A 15,929-nucleotide genomic window follows, 5' to 3' on the forward strand; every position below is an offset into this window, starting at 1 on the left:
GGCGTGAAGGGTGAGGGGCCCTTGTAGGGTCGAATTTATTCGACCAACAGCGGGCTACCCGTCCCCCAAAGGGAGAAGTGGAGCGCAGGCGGCCCTTTGGGGAGCTATGGAGCGCAGGCGGCCCGCCTGCATTCCCGCGCAGCGGGAGGCCTTGCCTGGAGTGTTGCAGGGGCGAACTCATTCGCCCAAGGGGCCTTCCGCCCGCCGGCCACAAGGACGCCATATGCTGGTTGAGCAGTTCAGTCTCCTGCTGACGGACGAGCAGGGCATGACCAAAGTGGAATACGCCGTGGCCGGCGCCCTGCTGGCCATTGCCGTGATCCTGGCCTTCGACCAGCTCGGTGGCGCCGTGGGCAGGGCCATCTTTTACCTGGCGGAGCTGCTGAAAGACGCGCCCGCCCCATTGCCCGAGGAACTGCCCCCGGGCAACACCGGGGATAAGGAAGAGTAGATACACACACGCAACGGGGTAATGGCAAGTCAACACAAACCGGCGCCGGGATGGCGCCGTAAATGGCATAAGGAACAATGCGATGCGTGCAACCATTTCGGTAAAACGGCGCCGCCGCCAGGGTGGATTCACCACCCTGGAATATGCGGTGGCCGGCGCCCTTATCACCCTGGCGGTGGTGGCCTCTTACGGCAACCTGGGCCTGGTGGTGGGGGAGAGCATAGGCATGCTGGCGGCCCGGCTTGGTGGGGACGCACCGGTGCCCGACACGGGCACGCCGGTATCGGGCGGGGCCGAGCAGCCCGGCACGGAGGCCCCCCAACCCGGCGACGAAGAACTGGGGGAGGTAAGCGACAACAAGAAACCCGGCAAGCGCTTGGCCAAGGGAAAAGACAAATAACGAGGTACCAGCCATCGGCGCCGGCGAAGCGGAGCGCAGGCGGCCCGCCTGCATTTCGCGCGCAGCGCGAACTCCGGCCAACCCCAGATGCCGGGTTTACGCCAACTCCCGCTCAAAGGCCACAATTTGCCGCTGTTCGCGGGAGAACTCCACCCCAATCAGGTGGATGGGCAGGCCCTGGGCGCGGTATTTTTCCGCGTAGTCGCGGTCTTTAAGCTGCTGCAGCGCCTTGCCCCCGGGCACCTGCTCCACCACCTTGAACTCGAACAGGTAGACATGGCCGTTGAACTCCACCGCCATATCCACCTTGCCGGTGTTGGAGGCATCCTCCACCGTTACCCGCAGCCCCAGGGCGGCGATATGGCTGTAGAACACGCTGGCGTAGTGGCCCTCGTATTTGGCGATGGGATTATTGCGATACCAGTCGTGGGGCAGCGCCGCGAACAGGGAGCGAAAATGCTGCTCCAGGCCGGTAAAATCATTGGCCTGCAGTAACCGCAGCACGCGAATGGTGGGCTCGGTGCCAGCCACGCCCAGGCTGGGCAGCAGCGCCTGGTTAAGGCTGGCCTCCACCTCCCGGTTGGGATAGCCCAGGGTATAGAGCCAGTAGCTCGGCACCGGCTCTTCCTTGCGGCGGATGGTGAGATAACCGGTCTGGAACAACAGCGCCTCGGTGCTGATGTCGTCCACGTCGAACCGCCCCAGCAGGCTGAGCGGGCTTTCCAGACGGTCCAGTTGCGGTGTGAAAAAACCCCGCTCCGCCAACATCTTTACCAAAAAGGTGGGCGTCGCACTCTCAAACCAATAGGCGCGAAACTCCCGTTTCTGCAACAGCAGCAGCACATCGAAGGGATTGTAGACCGCCTCGCCGCCCCAGTTGTAACCGTTGTACCAGGTTTTGATTTGCTCCCGCTCAAGCCCCGCCAGTTCGGGCGCGAACACCCTATCCACATCCTGCTCGGTATAGCCGCAAATGGCACTGAAGGGTGCATCCAGGGTGATGTCGTTGAGGTTATTCAGCCCCGAAAACAGACTGACCTTGCTGAACTTCGACACCCCGGTCAGCAGGCAAAAGCACAAATGCGGGTCGGCATCCTTCAGCACCGAATACAGGTTTTTCAGCCCCTCGCGCAGCTCGGTGGCGATGGCCGCATTGGTAATATTGTCGAGGATCGGCTTGTCGTATTCGTCGATTAGCACCGCCACCCGCTCGCCATACTGCTCGTGGGTGCGGCGGATAAGCTCGGCAAAGCGGCCGCCGATGGTCTGGTTGACCAGGGTGACGCCCAGCCGCACGGCCTGCTCGTTCAGTTGCTCGTGGATATTCTGATCCAGCAGTTCCCGTCCGTTCATCACCCCGCTGCCAAAGCCCAGGCGGATCACCGGCCGGGGACGGGACCAGTCCCATTTATTGTGAATAAACAGGCCGCGGAACAGCGGCTCTTTCGCCTCGAACAACTGGTGCAGGGTATCGAGCAGCAGGCTTTTGCCAAACCGGCGCGGGCGGGAGAGAAAGTAGTATTTTCCCTGCTCGATCAACTGGTGGATATAGGGCGTTTTGTCCACATAGTAATACCCCCCGGTGATAATTTCTCCGAGGGTTTGTATGCCAATGGGCAACTTGCGCTGGGTCATCTTGCTGCTCCCGCCAAACAGATAAGGCCGACAGTGTAGCACGGCCGCAAACCAACACCTCCTCCCCCTGGGCACGGAGAAGCGGACACCGAAACGGAGAAAAGCCAGGGCTGACGCATTTGTGCCGGTGGTGGAAAGGTCCATTGACATGGGCCCTACGACGGGCCCGGTGCATCCCGTGGGGTCGTCGTAGGGTCGAATTTATTCGAGCAAGGGGCCTCCGTCCAACGGCCACAAGGACGCCATATCCAGTCTCCTCTCGCCCGCTTGCCCATATCACACAGACCTTGCGGCACCGGGCCCGCGGCCAGGGTTAGAATTTTTTCTAAAAAGCAACATGCCGGTTATTAGAGTGAACGCTTGATTTGGTGCTCAAGTGGCTCTTTTTTGATATGCATAGCGTCGGTATCGCCCGGACTTTACGAAAAAATAGAAAGGAAAAAGGCCAATGACGGAGGAACACACCTAAAAAAATCAACTCGGGCAAACTTTGATTACCGCCGGCCCTGCACTATACCTATTGTAAGCATTGCGCTTGGGGCCCGGAACCTGTCCGGAACATATAATCGAGCATGAAAGGAGGCGGCGCGACTATATGAGTAAATTGGGTATGCCAGGGGCATAGCCGAATACCGGCGCCGGCCGGGAGAGATACAGTAACCACTAAATGGTAAATGGATTTTCCATAGCGATATGGAAATAAAAATACGTAATATGGATATGAGGGTATTTTTATGAACATTGCAAAAGAATTGCTTCGCTTGGTGAATGATGAAGATGGATTGACTACAGTTGAATACGCCATTGCAGGTGCCTTGGTTGCAGCAGCGGTAGTTACAGCGTTTACGTATTTGGGTAATGCAGTTGCATTTCGGGTTGACTGTTTGGGAGATGTAGTGGCTACTGGTGCTGACTGTACTGACACTGCTCCTACACCATAGGACTACCGTAATTACATTTCTCATGTCATATATGAATGCAAATGGTTTTTGGGGCAGTGTTTCTGCCCCATAAATTTCATGGTGGTGTTATGGAACAATTGCCACTTATTTTATTTTTGATTGTTGTTATTTGGTTGGATTTAAGCATAAATAAAATACCAAACTGGTTGACTTTGTCTTTTGTTTTTCTTTCTTTTTCTTATCATTTTCTTTTGGGAAGTGGTCTGCCGTTTAGTCTAACAGGAGTTATATGCTCGTTTTTTTTGCTGTTTCCTCTTTTTGTTATTAAGTTTATTGCTGGTGGTGATGTAAAAATGGGGATGGCTATAGGATCTTTTGTTGGCTGGGAGGTTTTTCTGGAATCTCTACTTTATGGGTTTATTATTGGTTTGCCGTTAGTGTTGATACTGTCTTGGAAACAAGTGGGATGGAAGGGCTTTAAAACCACTTTTACCCGTTATGGTATTATCCTGGGCACCCGTCGCTACTTGGCGCCTGCTGAGGGGGAGGTGGCCGGGCTCAAGGTGCCCTATGGCCCCGCCCTGGCGCTGGGGGCCGCCTTTGCGGTAGTGCTAAACCACTTTAATATTTTTACCCTGGTGTCCTAGGTTGAATTTATTCGGCCGGCTATGCTTTATGGGGTACTGGCGGTCGAATAAATTCGACCCTACGGAACGGACACGGTGGGGGATGCCCCTGCCGCTGCTGCCGGTAACTTCCTGCTCCCGGCTTCAAGCTTCCAGCATCCAGCTTCAAGCTTCCAGCCTCCGGCTTCAAGCTTCCGGCTCTTGCAAGGAGGAACAAGGATGTTGCTGCCAAAACCCCGTACCCTGGCCGAAACCGGCCTTTCCCGCGAGTTGCTGTTTCGCCTGATACTGCGCCATTTGCAGGAAGAAGGCAGCCTATCGCTGCCGATTTTAAGCGATCGGCTCTGCCTGCGCGGCAGCATTATAGAGCCGCTGCTGCAGGAGCTGAAAACCCTGCAACTGGTGGAGGTGCGCGCCTCGGGCCGGATGGACGAACCCATCCGCTATGCGCTCACCAACAAGGGCCAGTACGAGGCCCAGGAAGTCAGCGCCCGCGACGGCTATATAGGCCCGGCGCCTATCCCCCTGGCCGACTACAACAAGCTGGTGTTGGCCCAGTCTTTGGGCGAGCGCAGCATTCGCCGCGAGCGGTTGCTGGTTGCGCTGGACAATATGGTGATAAGCCAGGATCTTATCAACACCCTGGGGCCGGCGCTTAATTCACGCCGGCCCCTGCTTATCTACGGCCATGCGGGCACCGGTAAAAGCTTTTTATGCCACCGCTTTAATCGCATCTTCGATGAACATATCTATGTGCCCCATGCCATAGCGGTGCAGAACACCATAATCCCGGTATTCGATCCCCTCTATCACTGGCGGGTGGATGAACATGATGAAAAGGATAGGGACGGCCGCTATATTCCCTGCACGCGCCCCCTGGTAATGGTGGGTGGCGAACTCAAGCTGGATATGCTGGAGGTGCATTTCGACCGGCAATCCCGGCAGTATAGCCCACCCCTACAATTAAAGGCCAATAACGGCGTATTCTTGATCGACGACCTGGGTCGGCAGGGATTTGCCGCCGACGAGCTGTTCAATCGCTGGATAGTGCCCATGGAAGAGCGGCGGGATTTTCTCTCTTTGCCGAACGGATTGCACTTTGATATTCCCTTCGAGCAGATACTGGTGTTTTCCACCAACCTGGATCCGGAAACCATTGCCGACGAGGCCTTTTTGCGCCGCCTGGGCTACAAGATCCACCTGCAGGCCATGCCGGTAGAGCTATACAAGCAGGTGTGGAATATGAACCTGGAAAAATACCAGCTGGTGGCCACCGAGCCATTGTTCCGCTTTATGGTGGAGGAATTGCATGAAAATAGCGCCAAACCGCTGATTGCCTGTTACCCAAGGGATATTCTCGGCATAGCGCGGGACATCATGCATTTTAATGGCCAGGCCGGCCAGCCTTTGAGCGAAGAAATTTTGCGCAAAGCCTGGAACATGTATTGCGTGCACTGACTATACTCAGTGACGAGAATAAATAAACAGGGAAACCAAGGACAAGGTTATGAAAACACGTACCCTGCTGTTGTTTGTGCTGTCCGTGGCATTCGGTCTTGGTGCCGCCTGGATGGCGAACAACTGGCTCAACCAGCAAAATCGCGCCGCCCTGGCCCAGGCCGATGCCCAGTCCGCCCAGGTGGTGGTGGCCGCCATCGATCTGATCCCCGGTGCCCCCATAGAACCCCTGCACGTACAACTGAAAGAAATCGACTCCCGCCTGGTGCCCCCCGGCGCCCTGACCAGCCTGGATCAGGTGCAGAACATGGTGGCCAAAAACAACCTTTACCGGGGCGATGTGCTGCGCAAGGAGCGGCTGGCCCCCATCGGCCAGGGCAGCACCCTCTCGGTGCTGCTGGAGCCCGGCATGCGGGCGGTAACGGTCCGGGTGAACGACGTGATCGGCGTGGCCGGCTTTCTGCTGCCCGGCAACCGGGTCGACATTCTCTTTACCGACGGAAACATGACCCGCACCGTGCTGCAAAACCTCAAGGTGCTGGCGGTGGATCAAACTCAGCATACCGATGAAAACCGACCCAAGCTGGTGCGCGCCGTCACCCTGGAGGTAGACCCCGAGCAGGCCGAGCGGCTGGTGAATGCCAGCTCCAACGGCCGCATTCAGCTGGCATTGCGCAACCCCAACGACGACAGGGATCTCGAGGTAACGGCGGCGCTCGACCCGGTGCCGGAGGCAGCACCTGAGCCGGCCGCGCCCCAGCCCAGGGAACGGCGCCAGGCCACCATTGATCTTATCAAGGGCACCAGCCAGCAACAGGTACCGGTTAAAAGCTGACACCACAAAATAAAAAGGTTCACACGGAGGTGGCTATGAAAACCCTTCTCGGCACGATTCTGGGGGCGGTATTGCTGTTGTCGCCCGGGCTGGTTTGGTCCGGCGGCACCCTGCAACAGGCGGGCAACGAGGTGCAGTTGCCCATTCATAAATCCCGCTCGCTAATGCTCGACCGGCCCGCCAGCCGGGTATCGGTGGGCAACCCGGCCATCGCCGACGTGCTGGTGCTGCAAGACAGAGAGCTCTACCTGGTGGGCAAGTCGCTGGGCCATACCAACCTGATGGTGTGGGACATGAACGACGCCCTGATGCAGGTTTACGACATAGAAGTGAGCCACGACCTGCAGGGTCTTAAGGAGCGGCTCTACCGCTTTTTGCCCAACGAGCCCATACAGGTGCACACATCCCAGGGGCAACTGGTGGTAAGCGGCGAGGTGTCGGATCTCGACAAGCTCAACGCCGCCTATGAACTGGCCCGGGGCTATGTGGTGGCCGCCGAAGGGGGCACGGCCCGCTCCGAGGTAATGAACATGATGAGCGTGGGCGGTGGCCAGCAGGTGATGCTGGAGGTGACCGTGGCCGAGGTGGCGCGGGATACCTCCCGCAGCTGGGAGTCCGCCTTTGGCCTTAGCCTCAAGGGTGGCAGCTTTACCCTGTTGCGCGACAGCGTCGGTCAACTGGCCGAATTCGGCACCAACACCCTGCTGGGCAACTGGACCAGCAAGGACGATATCTTCCAGGTGGCGCTGGACCTGGCCAAAACCCGAGGACTTGCCCGGGTGCTGGCCGAGCCGCGCATTACCGCCATCAGCGGCCAGTCCGCCGAGTTCCTCTCCGGCGGCGAGTTTCCGGTACCCGTGCCTACCGAAGACGGCATAGCCATCGAGTTCAAGGAATTCGGGGTGGGGCTTAAATTTACCCCCGTGGTGCTGAACAGCGGCAAGATCAACCTCAACCTCAACGTGACCGTCAGCGAACCGACCGTGGCCAACACCACCAGTATTCCGGTGTTCGGCAATATCACCGCCCTTAACAAGCGTAATGCCGGCACCACGGTGGAGCTGGGCGACGGCCAGACCATCGGCATTGCCGGCCTGTTGAACGAAAGCACCCGCGAGTCGGTCAGCCAGTTGCCCTTTTTGGGGGATGTTCCCGTATTGGGCAATCTCTTTACCAGCCGCAGCTTTGTCAAGGGCGAGTCGGAGCTGGTGATTATGGTTACTCCCCGTCTGGTCAGGCCCTTCGACAAGCAGCAGATTACCCTGCCCACCGACGGTTTTATCGAGCCCAACGACATGGAATTCTACCTGCTGGGCCGCATGTCGGAGCGCACCCGGGTGGGCGATGCTACGCCCCTGGCGGCGCCTGCCGGCAATACCGGTGCCAACCCCGCCATGGGCGAGGGCGGCATGGAGCAGACCTACGGCCAGTCTTTATAGGAGCGGCAATATGAAAAGGATACTACTGACTTTGCTGGCCGCAGGCATTCTGGCCGGTTGCGCCACCGAGCGCCACTACAACTTTGCCATGGGCGAGAGCATCAAGGATCTGAACGAACTGCAGATTATGGATCCGGAAGCGCCCGCCCGTAACGACGGCAAGATAGCGGCCCTGACCCTGGACGGTAACTACGGCGTGCCCCTTTACGGCAAATACGCCAAGGGGGCCGAGGCCCCGGCCGAGGGCAAAACGCAAGTGACCCTTAACTTTGGCAACTAGCAGGAGTTAACGCCATGAAAGCGCTATCACACCGCAAGCAGCAGAAAGGCGCCGTGCTGATACTGGTGACGGTGGCGCTTTTTGTACTGCTGGCTTTTACCGCCCTGGCCCTGGATGGCGGTTATCTGGTACTGAACAAAACCCGGGTGCAGGACGCGGTGGACTCCGCCGCCCTGAGCGGTGCCGAAACCCTGGACAAGGGCGGTAGCCATGAGGACGCCCGGGCGGCGGTAGAGAATACCCTGGTGGCCATACTGGCCGGCGATGGTTTTGGCCGAGTCAATATCGACCCCGCCGGCCTGGCCGAGGCGGTGGTGGTCGAGTTTTCCCACAGCGTGTACAACCTGGCCGGTGACCAGTACGAGTTTACCCCCACCAATGATGAAACGGCCCGCTATATCCGGGTGACATTGCCCTCGGTGCCGGTGGATCAGTTTTTTTCCCAGCTATTGGTGGATATCTGGCAGGTGGGTGCCTCGGCGGTGGCGGGAGCCAGCCCGACTATCCAGGACCCTTGCCAGATCATTCCGCTGATGATGTGCACCAACGACAGCAACCCGCCGGATCCGGACAATATTCCCTCCGACTATAACTTTGGTTTCAACCCTTCCGACGAGAATAACAGGGGGGACGTGGTGGTGATCAAGGTGCCCAGCAATAGCACCCCGGTGGGGCCGGGCAACTTCCTGGCGGTGGACTTGGGTACCTCAGGGGCGGCCGGCTATCGGGAAGGATTGGCAGGGGCCTTGACCGACGCCTCCTGCATCTCTCCGGGTGACAATATCACGACCGAAACCGGTAATATGATAGGACCGACCGGGGCTGGCCTTAACACTCGTTTGGGCAAATACAAGAGTCCGATGACGGAACCCCTGAGTGCCCCGGTGGAAGGCGGTGATGATGCCTATTATGCCGACTGTGCCGTGCCTAGCCTGGCGCCTGTATTATTTTCCGATTCGGATTTCGCAAATACCGCCGGCAGCACCAAGTTGACCGACCCGACCACTTTGGCCAAGTTGCAAAGTTATCCCGACTACGTAAATGGCACTAACTCCACTTCGCCCAATACGGCCCATTGTGTTCCCAAGCGGCGCATGGTCAAGGTGCCGGTGGGCAATTGCAGCGGCGTAAACCAGGGCAAAAGCAATGTGCCCTCCATGGGTACCGCCTGCATGTACCTGAGCCAGGAAGTCACCGGCAAGGGTAACGATCAGTTTATCGTGGCCGAATTTGTAAAAAACTGCACCGCCGATGGAGTGGGCAACAGTAACCTGAATAATGGCCCCTACCGGCTGGTGCTGTATAAAGATGGTATGGAGGGCGATTCCTGATGTTGCGCTTATCCAGGCAAAAGGGGCTGGCGGCGGTAGAGGCGACCCTGGTCTTGCCCATTATGCTGTTGCTGCTGCTCGCCATCGGCGAGTTTGGCCGCATGCTCTATGAATACAACACCCTGACCAAGGCGGTGCGAGCGGGGGCAAGAACCGCCAGCGTCAGCCCCAATGCGGGCAACTTCGACGTTACCCTGGTGCAGGGCAAAACCAAGAACATGATCCTCTACGGCCAGGAAACCGTGGGTACCAAAACGGTGCTGCCCGGCCTTAAGGCCGAGGACATTACCATTACGCCAACCATGATCGGGGATGACACCTATGTGGAGATTCATGTCAGCTACGACTGGCAACCCATTTTTGGCGAGACCTTCAATACTTTTTTCGGTAATAGCATTTCCCTGAATTTTCCGTTGCAAACCAGCATGACCATGAGGGCCTTGCTATGAAAGGGCCAGGTAAACGGTGGCAGCAGGGTACCACTACCGTGGAATTTGCCATTGTCGGTGCCGTGGTATTTCTGGTGATGTTTGCGGTTATGGAGGCAGGAAGGCTGCTTTACACCTGGGGGGTATTGAACGAGGCATCCCGCCGTGCCGCCCGCCTGGCTACGGTTTGCCCGGTAAACGAGGCGCTGGACGGTACCATCGCCGGCATGGTGTCAACGCAACTGGGCGGGGTTTTACCCGGTTTTGTGCCGGAAAACGTATCGTTCGAATACCTGGGTACCACGGGTACCCTGCTGGCCGCCCCGCTAGGGGCCGATTACAACAGCATTCGCTACGTACGTAGCCGGATCACGAATTACCAGTATGAAATGATCTTGCCGCTCAGTGTGGATCTCTCCATGTTGGCCCCGGACTTTTCCAGCACCCTAAGGGCCGAAAGCCTGGGCATGACCAAGGCCGGTGAAATCTCATGCAGTATCGGAGGAGCTTAACCGATGTCAGACGCCAAAATAGTCGAGCTGGAGCGGGAAGGGATACATCCATTACCGGCCCTGTCCTGCCCCTTGCAGCTGAATGTAATGGATCCGGACGAGCGAGTCTGGCCCCTGCTTAAGGTAAAACTGCACCATAGCCACCAGTTGCAGCTAAAAAGGTTGGGGGATCAGGATTTTCTGCCCAAGGGCGAGCGCCAGGTGTTGTTGCTGGTGGATCACCCCATGATGGCGCCGGTATACGACGAGCTGGAGCGCAAGGCGGGGGAAGAACGCCCCCTTGTTTTTATGGGTGACGTTAAAAACACCGCCCTGGTGCGACGGGCCATGCGCATGGGCGCCATGGATTTTCTGCCCTTTGATAGCGAGCCGGTCGAACTCTGGTCCGCCCTGGTGCGGATCTCGGCCCAGGTGTCCGCCAGTGTCAAGTTGGCGCCGGTAACTGTTGTGGTCAACGGCAAGGCGGGCTCGGGGGCCAGTTTTGTCTGTGCCAACCTGGGCCATGCCCTCAGCCGGAAGGAGGAGGGGAGTAAAATCCTGTTGCTGGATGCCAGCATGCGCTACGGCTCTTTGGCCGACTACCTCAATATCAAAAACAAGCAAGGCGGCCTGAGCGAGGCCTTGCAGCGCGCCGGTGAGCTGGATGCCATGGCCCTGGCCGGCATGGTATGCAAGGCCCGGGAACATCTCGAGGTGCTGCCTACTTCCACCCTGCCGTTGCACGATGAAAAAAACGTGTCCGCCCGCCAATGCTCCCAGTTGCTGCATCTGGTGCGTGGCCAGTACGGGCAGGTATTGGTGGACATGTCCCGCGGGCCGGAGGGCTGGAACCTGCCCCTGCTGGAGCAGGCCGACCGGGTGCTGGTGGTAATGCAGCAAAGCCTGGCGGGCCTGCGCGAAACCATCTACCTGTTGCGCCAGTTGCGCCATGAACTGGGCATAGGCAAGGATCGCATTCTGCTGCTGATCAACCGCTTCGACAAGAAAAAGGACGTTTCCCTCGCGGAAATTGAAAAAGCCACCGAAATCACCCGAATCCTTACCCTGCCCAACGACTTCGCCATGGCGGAAACCTGTACCGATCTGGGCCGGCTGGTGGCGGAAGAAAAGGGCAATCATAAACTGGTGGCGGCCTTCAACGCCGTTGTTGAGGCACTGCAAACCCAACCTGGGCAGAACCAGCCCAAACCGGGACTATTTAACCGGCTGTTCGGCAAAAAATAGCCGAGGCCAAGGGGGTCACGGATGAACCTAGAAGACTATATCCTCAACCAGGAAGAAGATGCCCACAAACAGCGCCTGCATACCCGGCTGATGGACATGCTGGATCTGCCCATGCTGCAGACGGTGTCCAGGGAGCAGGCTTCCGAGCAGATAGAGCGGCTCTGCCTGCAACTGATGCAGGACTCGCCCACGCCCCTGTCGCTGGCCTCGCGCCAGAAGATAGTGCGCCAGATACTCGACGAGGTGCTGGGCCTGGGGCCATTGGAGCCTTTGCTGGCGGATGCCGGCATAGCGGACATTATGGTCAACGGCGCCAAAAGCATCTATGTGGAGCGGCGCGGGCGCATAGAGCGGGTGCCGCTCACCTTTAGGGACGATGAGCACCTGATGGGGGTGATAGAGCGCATCGTGTCCAGCGTGGGCCGGCGCATCGACGAGCTTTCCCCCATGGTGGATGCCCGCCTGAAGGACGGCTCCCGGGTCAATGCCATTATCCCGCCCCTGGCGCTGAACGGGCCCACCCTTTCCATCCGCCGCTTTACCGTGGAAAAGCTGGCCATAGATACGCTTATCGACTTTGGCACCATCACCCCGGCCATTGCCCAGGTGATGGAGGCGGTGGTCAAGGGCAAGCTCAACATTCTTATCTCGGGCGGTACCGGCACCGGTAAAACCACCTTTCTTAATATCCTCTCGAGCTTTATTCCCGCCAACCAGCGCATCATCACGGTGGAAGACTCCGCCGAGCTGCAACTGCAGCAGCCCCATGTGGTGCAACTGGAAAGCCGTCCGGCCAATATCGAGGGCAGGGGCGAGGTGGGCTTAAGGGAACTGGTCAAAAATACCCTGCGGATGCGGCCAGACCGCATAGTAGTGGGGGAGGTGCGCGGCGCCGAGGCCTTCGACATGCTTACCGCCATGAACACCGGCCACGAGGGCTCGCTCACTACGGTGCACGCTAATACCCCACGCGATGCCCTGGGGCGGCTAGAGAACATGGTATCCATGACCGGCTTCGACATGCCGATTAAAAACATCCGCGCCCAGGTGGCCTCGGCGCTGGATCTCATCATCCAGCTGGAGCGGCAGGAAGACGGCAGGCGCCGCATGGTCAGCATGCAGGAGGTGCACGGCATGGAGGGCGAAACCATTACCATGTCGGAAATTTTTACCTTCGAGCGCACCGGCATCGACGACCAGGGCAATGTGCTGGGCCGCCACAAGCCCACCGGTGTTATGCCCAACTTTTACGACCGGCTGGCGCGCCGGGGCATGGTGTTGCCGCGCAGCCTGTTCGGCGATGCCGACTTGCATAAAGGGATTTTCTAGCGGGAGGTTGCCATGAATACCCTGATTTTTCTGGCATTGGTGGCACTGGCGGTGGTGTGTTTAAGCATGGCGCTGTTTGTGCCCGTGACCCAGCCCCGGCTCAAGTACTCGACCATGCTCAAGCGCCGGGTACAAGCCCTGGCGGAAGAAAACCGTGAGCAGGCCCAGGTGTCCATCTACCGCACCAAAAAGCTGGATGCCCTCTCGCCCCTCTTGCGCCGGATAGAAACCCTGCCAATACTCGAGCGGGTTGCCTTTTCCCTGGAGCTGGCCGGCTCCAGGCTCTATGCTTGGCAACTGGTGTCGATGGTGGGGGCCATCACCCTGGTGCTGGCACTGCTAAGCTGGTTCTGGCTGCATAGCCCCTGGTTTACCCTCTTTATGCTGGCTTTACCCTCCTTTGCCGCCCATTTCAAGCTAAAGCGCAACTACCTGCAGCGCCTGGCGCTGTACGAACAGCAGTTGCCCGAGGCGCTGGATATTATGAAGCGGGGCCTGCAGGCGGGTTATTCCTTTGCCGACACCATCAAGCTGATTAGCGAACAGATGCCCAACCCCATGGGCCGGGAGTTCGCCCTGGTGTTTGCCGATATCAACTACCGCAAGGATGTGCGCAAGGCCATGACCGGCCTGCTGGAGCGGGTGCCCAGCATCTCCAATATGGCGCTGATCAGCGCCGTGCAGGTACAGCGGGAAACCGGCGGCAACCTGGTGGAAAATATCGACAAGCTGGCCCGTATTATCCGCGAGCGCTTCAAGTTTAACCGCCAGCTGCGCACCCTCTCCGCCGAGGGGCGAATGTCCGGCTGGGTATTGGTGATGACGCCCTTTGCCCTGTTCGCCCTTATTTATTTAACAACGCCCAGCTATGTGGCCGAGCTGGTGGGGTCCCCCGAAGGTACCCGCTTGTTGATTTTCGGCGGGGTGGGCATGGCTATCGGCACCTGGTGGATCAGTAAAATTATCAAGATAGAGGTGTAATATGGACACGCTCAATCAGCTTTTGGGCCAGGTGCTGGCGGACCCTCAGCAACGCCAATGGTTATTGATTGGTATTGTTGGGCTTTCCGCCATCACCCTATTCTGGGGGGTTTCCCTGGTGATCAGTGGTGTGGCCAGTCCTTATCGCCGGCAGTTGAAGGAAATCCAGCAGGATCAGCAAGACGGAGAACAATCTCTGGAGCAGAGGCTCTTTATCGCCAGGCAGCAGAGCAGTGGCTTTAATGGCCACCGTATCCGTACCCTGCTGGTGCATGCGGGCTATCATAAGGAGTCGGCCTACCGTATTTTCAACGGCATCAGGGTGATAGTGATTCTGCTGGCGTTGGTGCTGGGCTATGCGGGAATGAGCCTCTTTGCCCAGATGCCCTTCAACATTGTGCTGCTGCTGCTTGTAGTAATTGGCTATGTGGCCTACGTACTGCCGGTATTCGTGCTGGAACGGATTGCCAATCAGCGCATGACTCAAATGAAAATGGCCATGCCCGACGCCCTGGATCTACTGGTGGTCTGTACCGAGGCGGGGATGGGCTTTAAGGCCGCCCTGCAGCGGGTAGCCCAAGAGGTAAGCATGAGCCATGAAGAGCTGGCCCATGAACTGACCCTGATTTCCGCCAAACTCAGGGCGGGCCTGACCATGCAGCAGTCCTTCGAGGAGTTTATTTTGCGCACCGGGCTGGAGGATTTTCGCAGCCTTAACGTGGCCATCAACCAGTCTATCCAACTGGGTACCAGCATCGCCGAAACCCTGCGTGTATTTGCGGATGAATACCGCATCAAGCGCAAGCAGGAGGCGGAAGAGCTGGCGGCCAAGATAGGCACCAAGATGATCTTTCCGCTGGTGTTTTTTATCTGGCCGTCGTTCTTTATCGTGGCGGTCGGCCCGGCACTGCTGAAGGTCTTTAAAGTCATGGAGGGGATGTAATAAAGGGGTCGGAGTCAATTAATCAGGGAGACAGGTACTGGCCGAGACCCATTGCTGCTACTAGCATTAGGTGGAATCAACCGGCTTTAGCCAGGGACTGGCTTAAGGATAACAAGATGAACAAGCTCACCATTACCCTGATGCTGCTGTTGCTGAGCGGCTGTGCGGCCACCACCGGCCAGCAGGAAGAAGACGGGCTTTCCGGTGGCAGAACGCCGGGATCCGGGGTGATCAAACCCACCAATGCGGTGGAAGCCCGCATGCTTATCTCCCAGTCGCAAGCCTCCGGCAATGTCGATGCCATGGTCTACGCCTATGGCCAGGCCTTGTCCTTCAAGGAATTCAACAAGGCGGACCTCTACCTCAACATCGCCCGGCTGGAGCAGCAGCGCAAGAACAACGGCGCGGCCGAGCAGGCCTACCGCGAGGCCATTGCCCTCGATGGCAAACGGCAGGACCTGAAAGAAGCCCTGGCCCTGCTGCTGGTGGACATGAAGCGCCATCACGAGGCGGAAACCCTGTTGCAGGAGGTGGTGGCCGCCGATCTGGCCCGGCTCGGGGCGCCCACCGCCGATGCCGCCAACTGTGTTACCGACAACCGCTCGCCCTGGCGCAGCTACAATGCCCTGGGCCTGCTGGCGGACATTTTGGAGCAGGGCGAACGGGCCCGGCAGTATTACCAATGCGCGCTCAAGGTGCAGCCCGGCCTGGCCATGCTGCACACCAACCTGGGCTTTTCCTATTATCTCGACGGTGAATACCCCCAGGCGGAGCGGGCCCTGACCCGGGCGGTAAACCAGGATCCGGAATACCAGCGGGCCTGGAACAACCTGGGGTTGCTCTATTACCGCTGGGGTCGCAAGTCCGAGGCATTGGCGGCCCTGCGCAAGAACATGTCCCAGGCCGAAGCCCTCAACGACCTGGGCTATATCGCCATGATGGAAGGGTCATACGACGAGGCGGCCAGCCTGTTCCAGCGCGCCATCGACGCCTCGCCCCGCTACTATCCCAAGGCCATAGAAAACCTGCGCCAGGCCAAAACCATGTCGGCGGTGGGCAAGAGATAACATAAAACAATGGGGCGCGGGCGGCCCGCCCGCATGGGGGTTGCACGTACGTTTCCCGCTGCGCGGGAATGCAGGCGAGCCGCCTGCG

General features: G+C 58.5%; 17 protein-coding genes. 16 read left to right on the forward strand and 1 reads right to left on the reverse strand.

Going from position 1 to position 15,929, the window contains the following annotated elements; all coding sequences use genetic code 11:
- Window positions 1–223 precede the first annotated feature (223 nt).
- Complete coding sequence (locus AN401_RS19940) at window positions 224–451, forward strand: Flp family type IVb pilin (RefSeq protein WP_096778775.1); 228 nt, start codon at window positions 224–226, stop codon at window positions 449–451.
- An 82-nt stretch (window positions 452–533) separates the two neighbouring features.
- Window positions 534–851, forward strand: coding sequence for a hypothetical protein (locus AN401_RS05860; RefSeq protein WP_096778776.1), 318 nt, complete (start codon window positions 534–536; stop codon window positions 849–851).
- A 96-nt stretch (window positions 852–947) separates the two neighbouring features.
- On the opposite strand, the gene AN401_RS05865 is transcribed toward AN401_RS05860, so the two are convergent.
- Window positions 948–2,486: an ATP-binding protein gene (locus AN401_RS05865; RefSeq protein WP_096778777.1), complete on the reverse strand. Its 1,539-nt coding sequence runs from the start codon at window positions 2,484–2,486 to the stop codon at window positions 948–950.
- Between the two features lie 734 nt (window positions 2,487–3,220).
- Between AN401_RS05865 and AN401_RS05870 the strand changes: the two genes are divergently transcribed.
- The 14 genes from AN401_RS05870 to AN401_RS05935 all read left to right on the forward strand — a co-directional run bounded on the left by AN401_RS05870 (window position 3,221) and on the right by AN401_RS05935 (window position 15,841).
- Window positions 3,221–3,427 (forward strand): pilus assembly protein, encoded by a 207-nt coding sequence (locus AN401_RS05870; RefSeq protein WP_096778778.1) that lies wholly within the window; start codon window positions 3,221–3,223, stop codon window positions 3,425–3,427.
- Between the two features lie 89 nt (window positions 3,428–3,516).
- Window positions 3,517–4,035 (forward strand): A24 family peptidase, encoded by a 519-nt coding sequence (locus AN401_RS05875; protein ID WP_096778779.1) that lies wholly within the window; start codon window positions 3,517–3,519, stop codon window positions 4,033–4,035.
- Window positions 4,036–4,233: 198 nt separating this feature from the next.
- Complete coding sequence (locus AN401_RS05880) at window positions 4,234–5,472, forward strand: AAA family ATPase (protein WP_096778780.1); 1,239 nt, start codon at window positions 4,234–4,236, stop codon at window positions 5,470–5,472.
- Window positions 5,473–5,521: 49 nt separating this feature from the next.
- Complete coding sequence (gene cpaB / locus AN401_RS05885; RefSeq protein ID WP_096778781.1) at window positions 5,522–6,307, forward strand: Flp pilus assembly protein CpaB; 786 nt, start codon at window positions 5,522–5,524, stop codon at window positions 6,305–6,307.
- A 35-nt stretch (window positions 6,308–6,342) separates the two neighbouring features.
- A complete protein-coding gene (locus tag AN401_RS05890) occupies window positions 6,343–7,746 on the forward strand; it encodes a type II and III secretion system protein family protein (RefSeq protein ID WP_096778782.1) in 1,404 nt (467 codons plus the stop codon).
- 10 nt (window positions 7,747–7,756) lie between these two features.
- On the forward strand, window positions 7,757–8,026 hold the full coding sequence (locus AN401_RS05895; RefSeq protein ID WP_096778783.1) for an addiction module component: 270 nt from the start codon (window positions 7,757–7,759) through the stop codon (window positions 8,024–8,026).
- Window positions 8,027–8,040: 14 nt separating this feature from the next.
- Window positions 8,041–9,357, forward strand: coding sequence for a pilus assembly protein TadG-related protein (locus AN401_RS05900; protein WP_096778784.1), 1,317 nt, complete (start codon window positions 8,041–8,043; stop codon window positions 9,355–9,357).
- Window positions 9,357–9,806, forward strand: coding sequence for a TadE family protein (locus tag AN401_RS05905; RefSeq protein ID WP_096778785.1), 450 nt, complete (start codon window positions 9,357–9,359; stop codon window positions 9,804–9,806). The genes AN401_RS05900 and AN401_RS05905 overlap by 1 nt, the downstream gene beginning before the upstream one ends.
- Window positions 9,807–9,844: 38 nt before the next feature.
- The gene (locus AN401_RS05910) at window positions 9,845–10,297 is read left to right on the forward strand and encodes a TadE/TadG family type IV pilus assembly protein (RefSeq protein WP_232513396.1); all 453 of its coding nucleotides are present in this window, start codon (window positions 9,845–9,847) and stop codon (window positions 10,295–10,297) included.
- A gap of 3 nt (window positions 10,298–10,300) precedes the next feature.
- A complete protein-coding gene (locus tag AN401_RS05915; protein ID WP_096778787.1) occupies window positions 10,301–11,521 on the forward strand; it encodes an AAA family ATPase in 1,221 nt (406 codons plus the stop codon).
- Between the two features lie 21 nt (window positions 11,522–11,542).
- A complete protein-coding gene (locus AN401_RS05920; RefSeq protein WP_096778788.1) occupies window positions 11,543–12,850 on the forward strand; it encodes a CpaF family protein in 1,308 nt (435 codons plus the stop codon).
- Window positions 12,851–12,862: 12 nt separating this feature from the next.
- Complete coding sequence (locus tag AN401_RS05925) at window positions 12,863–13,831, forward strand: type II secretion system F family protein (protein WP_096778789.1); 969 nt, start codon at window positions 12,863–12,865, stop codon at window positions 13,829–13,831.
- Between the two features lies 1 nt (window position 13,832).
- Window positions 13,833–14,774: a type II secretion system F family protein gene (locus tag AN401_RS05930; RefSeq protein WP_096778790.1), complete on the forward strand. Its 942-nt coding sequence runs from the start codon at window positions 13,833–13,835 to the stop codon at window positions 14,772–14,774.
- 116 nt (window positions 14,775–14,890) lie between these two features.
- Window positions 14,891–15,841, forward strand: a complete 951-nt coding sequence (locus AN401_RS05935) for a tetratricopeptide repeat protein (RefSeq protein ID WP_096778791.1) — start codon at window positions 14,891–14,893, stop codon at window positions 15,839–15,841.
- The last annotated feature ends 88 nt before the right edge of the window (window positions 15,842–15,929 follow it).

The organism is Zobellella denitrificans, assembly GCF_002407485.1.
In the GTDB taxonomy this organism is placed as follows: domain Bacteria; phylum Pseudomonadota; class Gammaproteobacteria; order Enterobacterales; family Aeromonadaceae; genus Oceanimonas; species Oceanimonas denitrificans.

Bases quoted from the DNA above. Each gene is read 5' to 3' on its own strand.
- AN401_RS19940 (WP_096778775.1), top strand. From the start codon at position 224: ATGCTGGTTGAGCAGTTCAGTCTCCTGCTGACGGACGAGCAGGGCATG.
- AN401_RS05860 (WP_096778776.1), top strand. From the start codon at position 534: ATGCGTGCAACCATTTCGGTAAAACGGCGCCGCCGCCAGGGTGGATTC.
- AN401_RS05865 (WP_096778777.1), bottom strand. From the start codon at position 2,486: ATGACCCAGCGCAAGTTGCCCATTGGCATACAAACCCTCGGAGAAATT.
- AN401_RS05870 (WP_096778778.1), top strand. From the start codon at position 3,221: ATGAACATTGCAAAAGAATTGCTTCGCTTGGTGAATGATGAAGATGGA.
- AN401_RS05875 (WP_096778779.1), top strand. From the start codon at position 3,517: ATGGAACAATTGCCACTTATTTTATTTTTGATTGTTGTTATTTGGTTG.
- AN401_RS05880 (WP_096778780.1), top strand. From the start codon at position 4,234: ATGTTGCTGCCAAAACCCCGTACCCTGGCCGAAACCGGCCTTTCCCGC.
- cpaB (WP_096778781.1), top strand. From the start codon at position 5,522: ATGAAAACACGTACCCTGCTGTTGTTTGTGCTGTCCGTGGCATTCGGT.
- AN401_RS05890 (WP_096778782.1), top strand. From the start codon at position 6,343: ATGAAAACCCTTCTCGGCACGATTCTGGGGGCGGTATTGCTGTTGTCG.
- AN401_RS05895 (WP_096778783.1), top strand. From the start codon at position 7,757: ATGAAAAGGATACTACTGACTTTGCTGGCCGCAGGCATTCTGGCCGGT.
- AN401_RS05900 (WP_096778784.1), top strand. From the start codon at position 8,041: ATGAAAGCGCTATCACACCGCAAGCAGCAGAAAGGCGCCGTGCTGATA.
- AN401_RS05905 (WP_096778785.1), top strand. From the start codon at position 9,357: ATGTTGCGCTTATCCAGGCAAAAGGGGCTGGCGGCGGTAGAGGCGACC.
- AN401_RS05915 (WP_096778787.1), top strand. From the start codon at position 10,301: ATGTCAGACGCCAAAATAGTCGAGCTGGAGCGGGAAGGGATACATCCA.
- AN401_RS05920 (WP_096778788.1), top strand. From the start codon at position 11,543: ATGAACCTAGAAGACTATATCCTCAACCAGGAAGAAGATGCCCACAAA.
- AN401_RS05925 (WP_096778789.1), top strand. From the start codon at position 12,863: ATGAATACCCTGATTTTTCTGGCATTGGTGGCACTGGCGGTGGTGTGT.
- AN401_RS05930 (WP_096778790.1), top strand. From the start codon at position 13,833: ATGGACACGCTCAATCAGCTTTTGGGCCAGGTGCTGGCGGACCCTCAG.
- AN401_RS05935 (WP_096778791.1), top strand. From the start codon at position 14,891: ATGAACAAGCTCACCATTACCCTGATGCTGCTGTTGCTGAGCGGCTGT.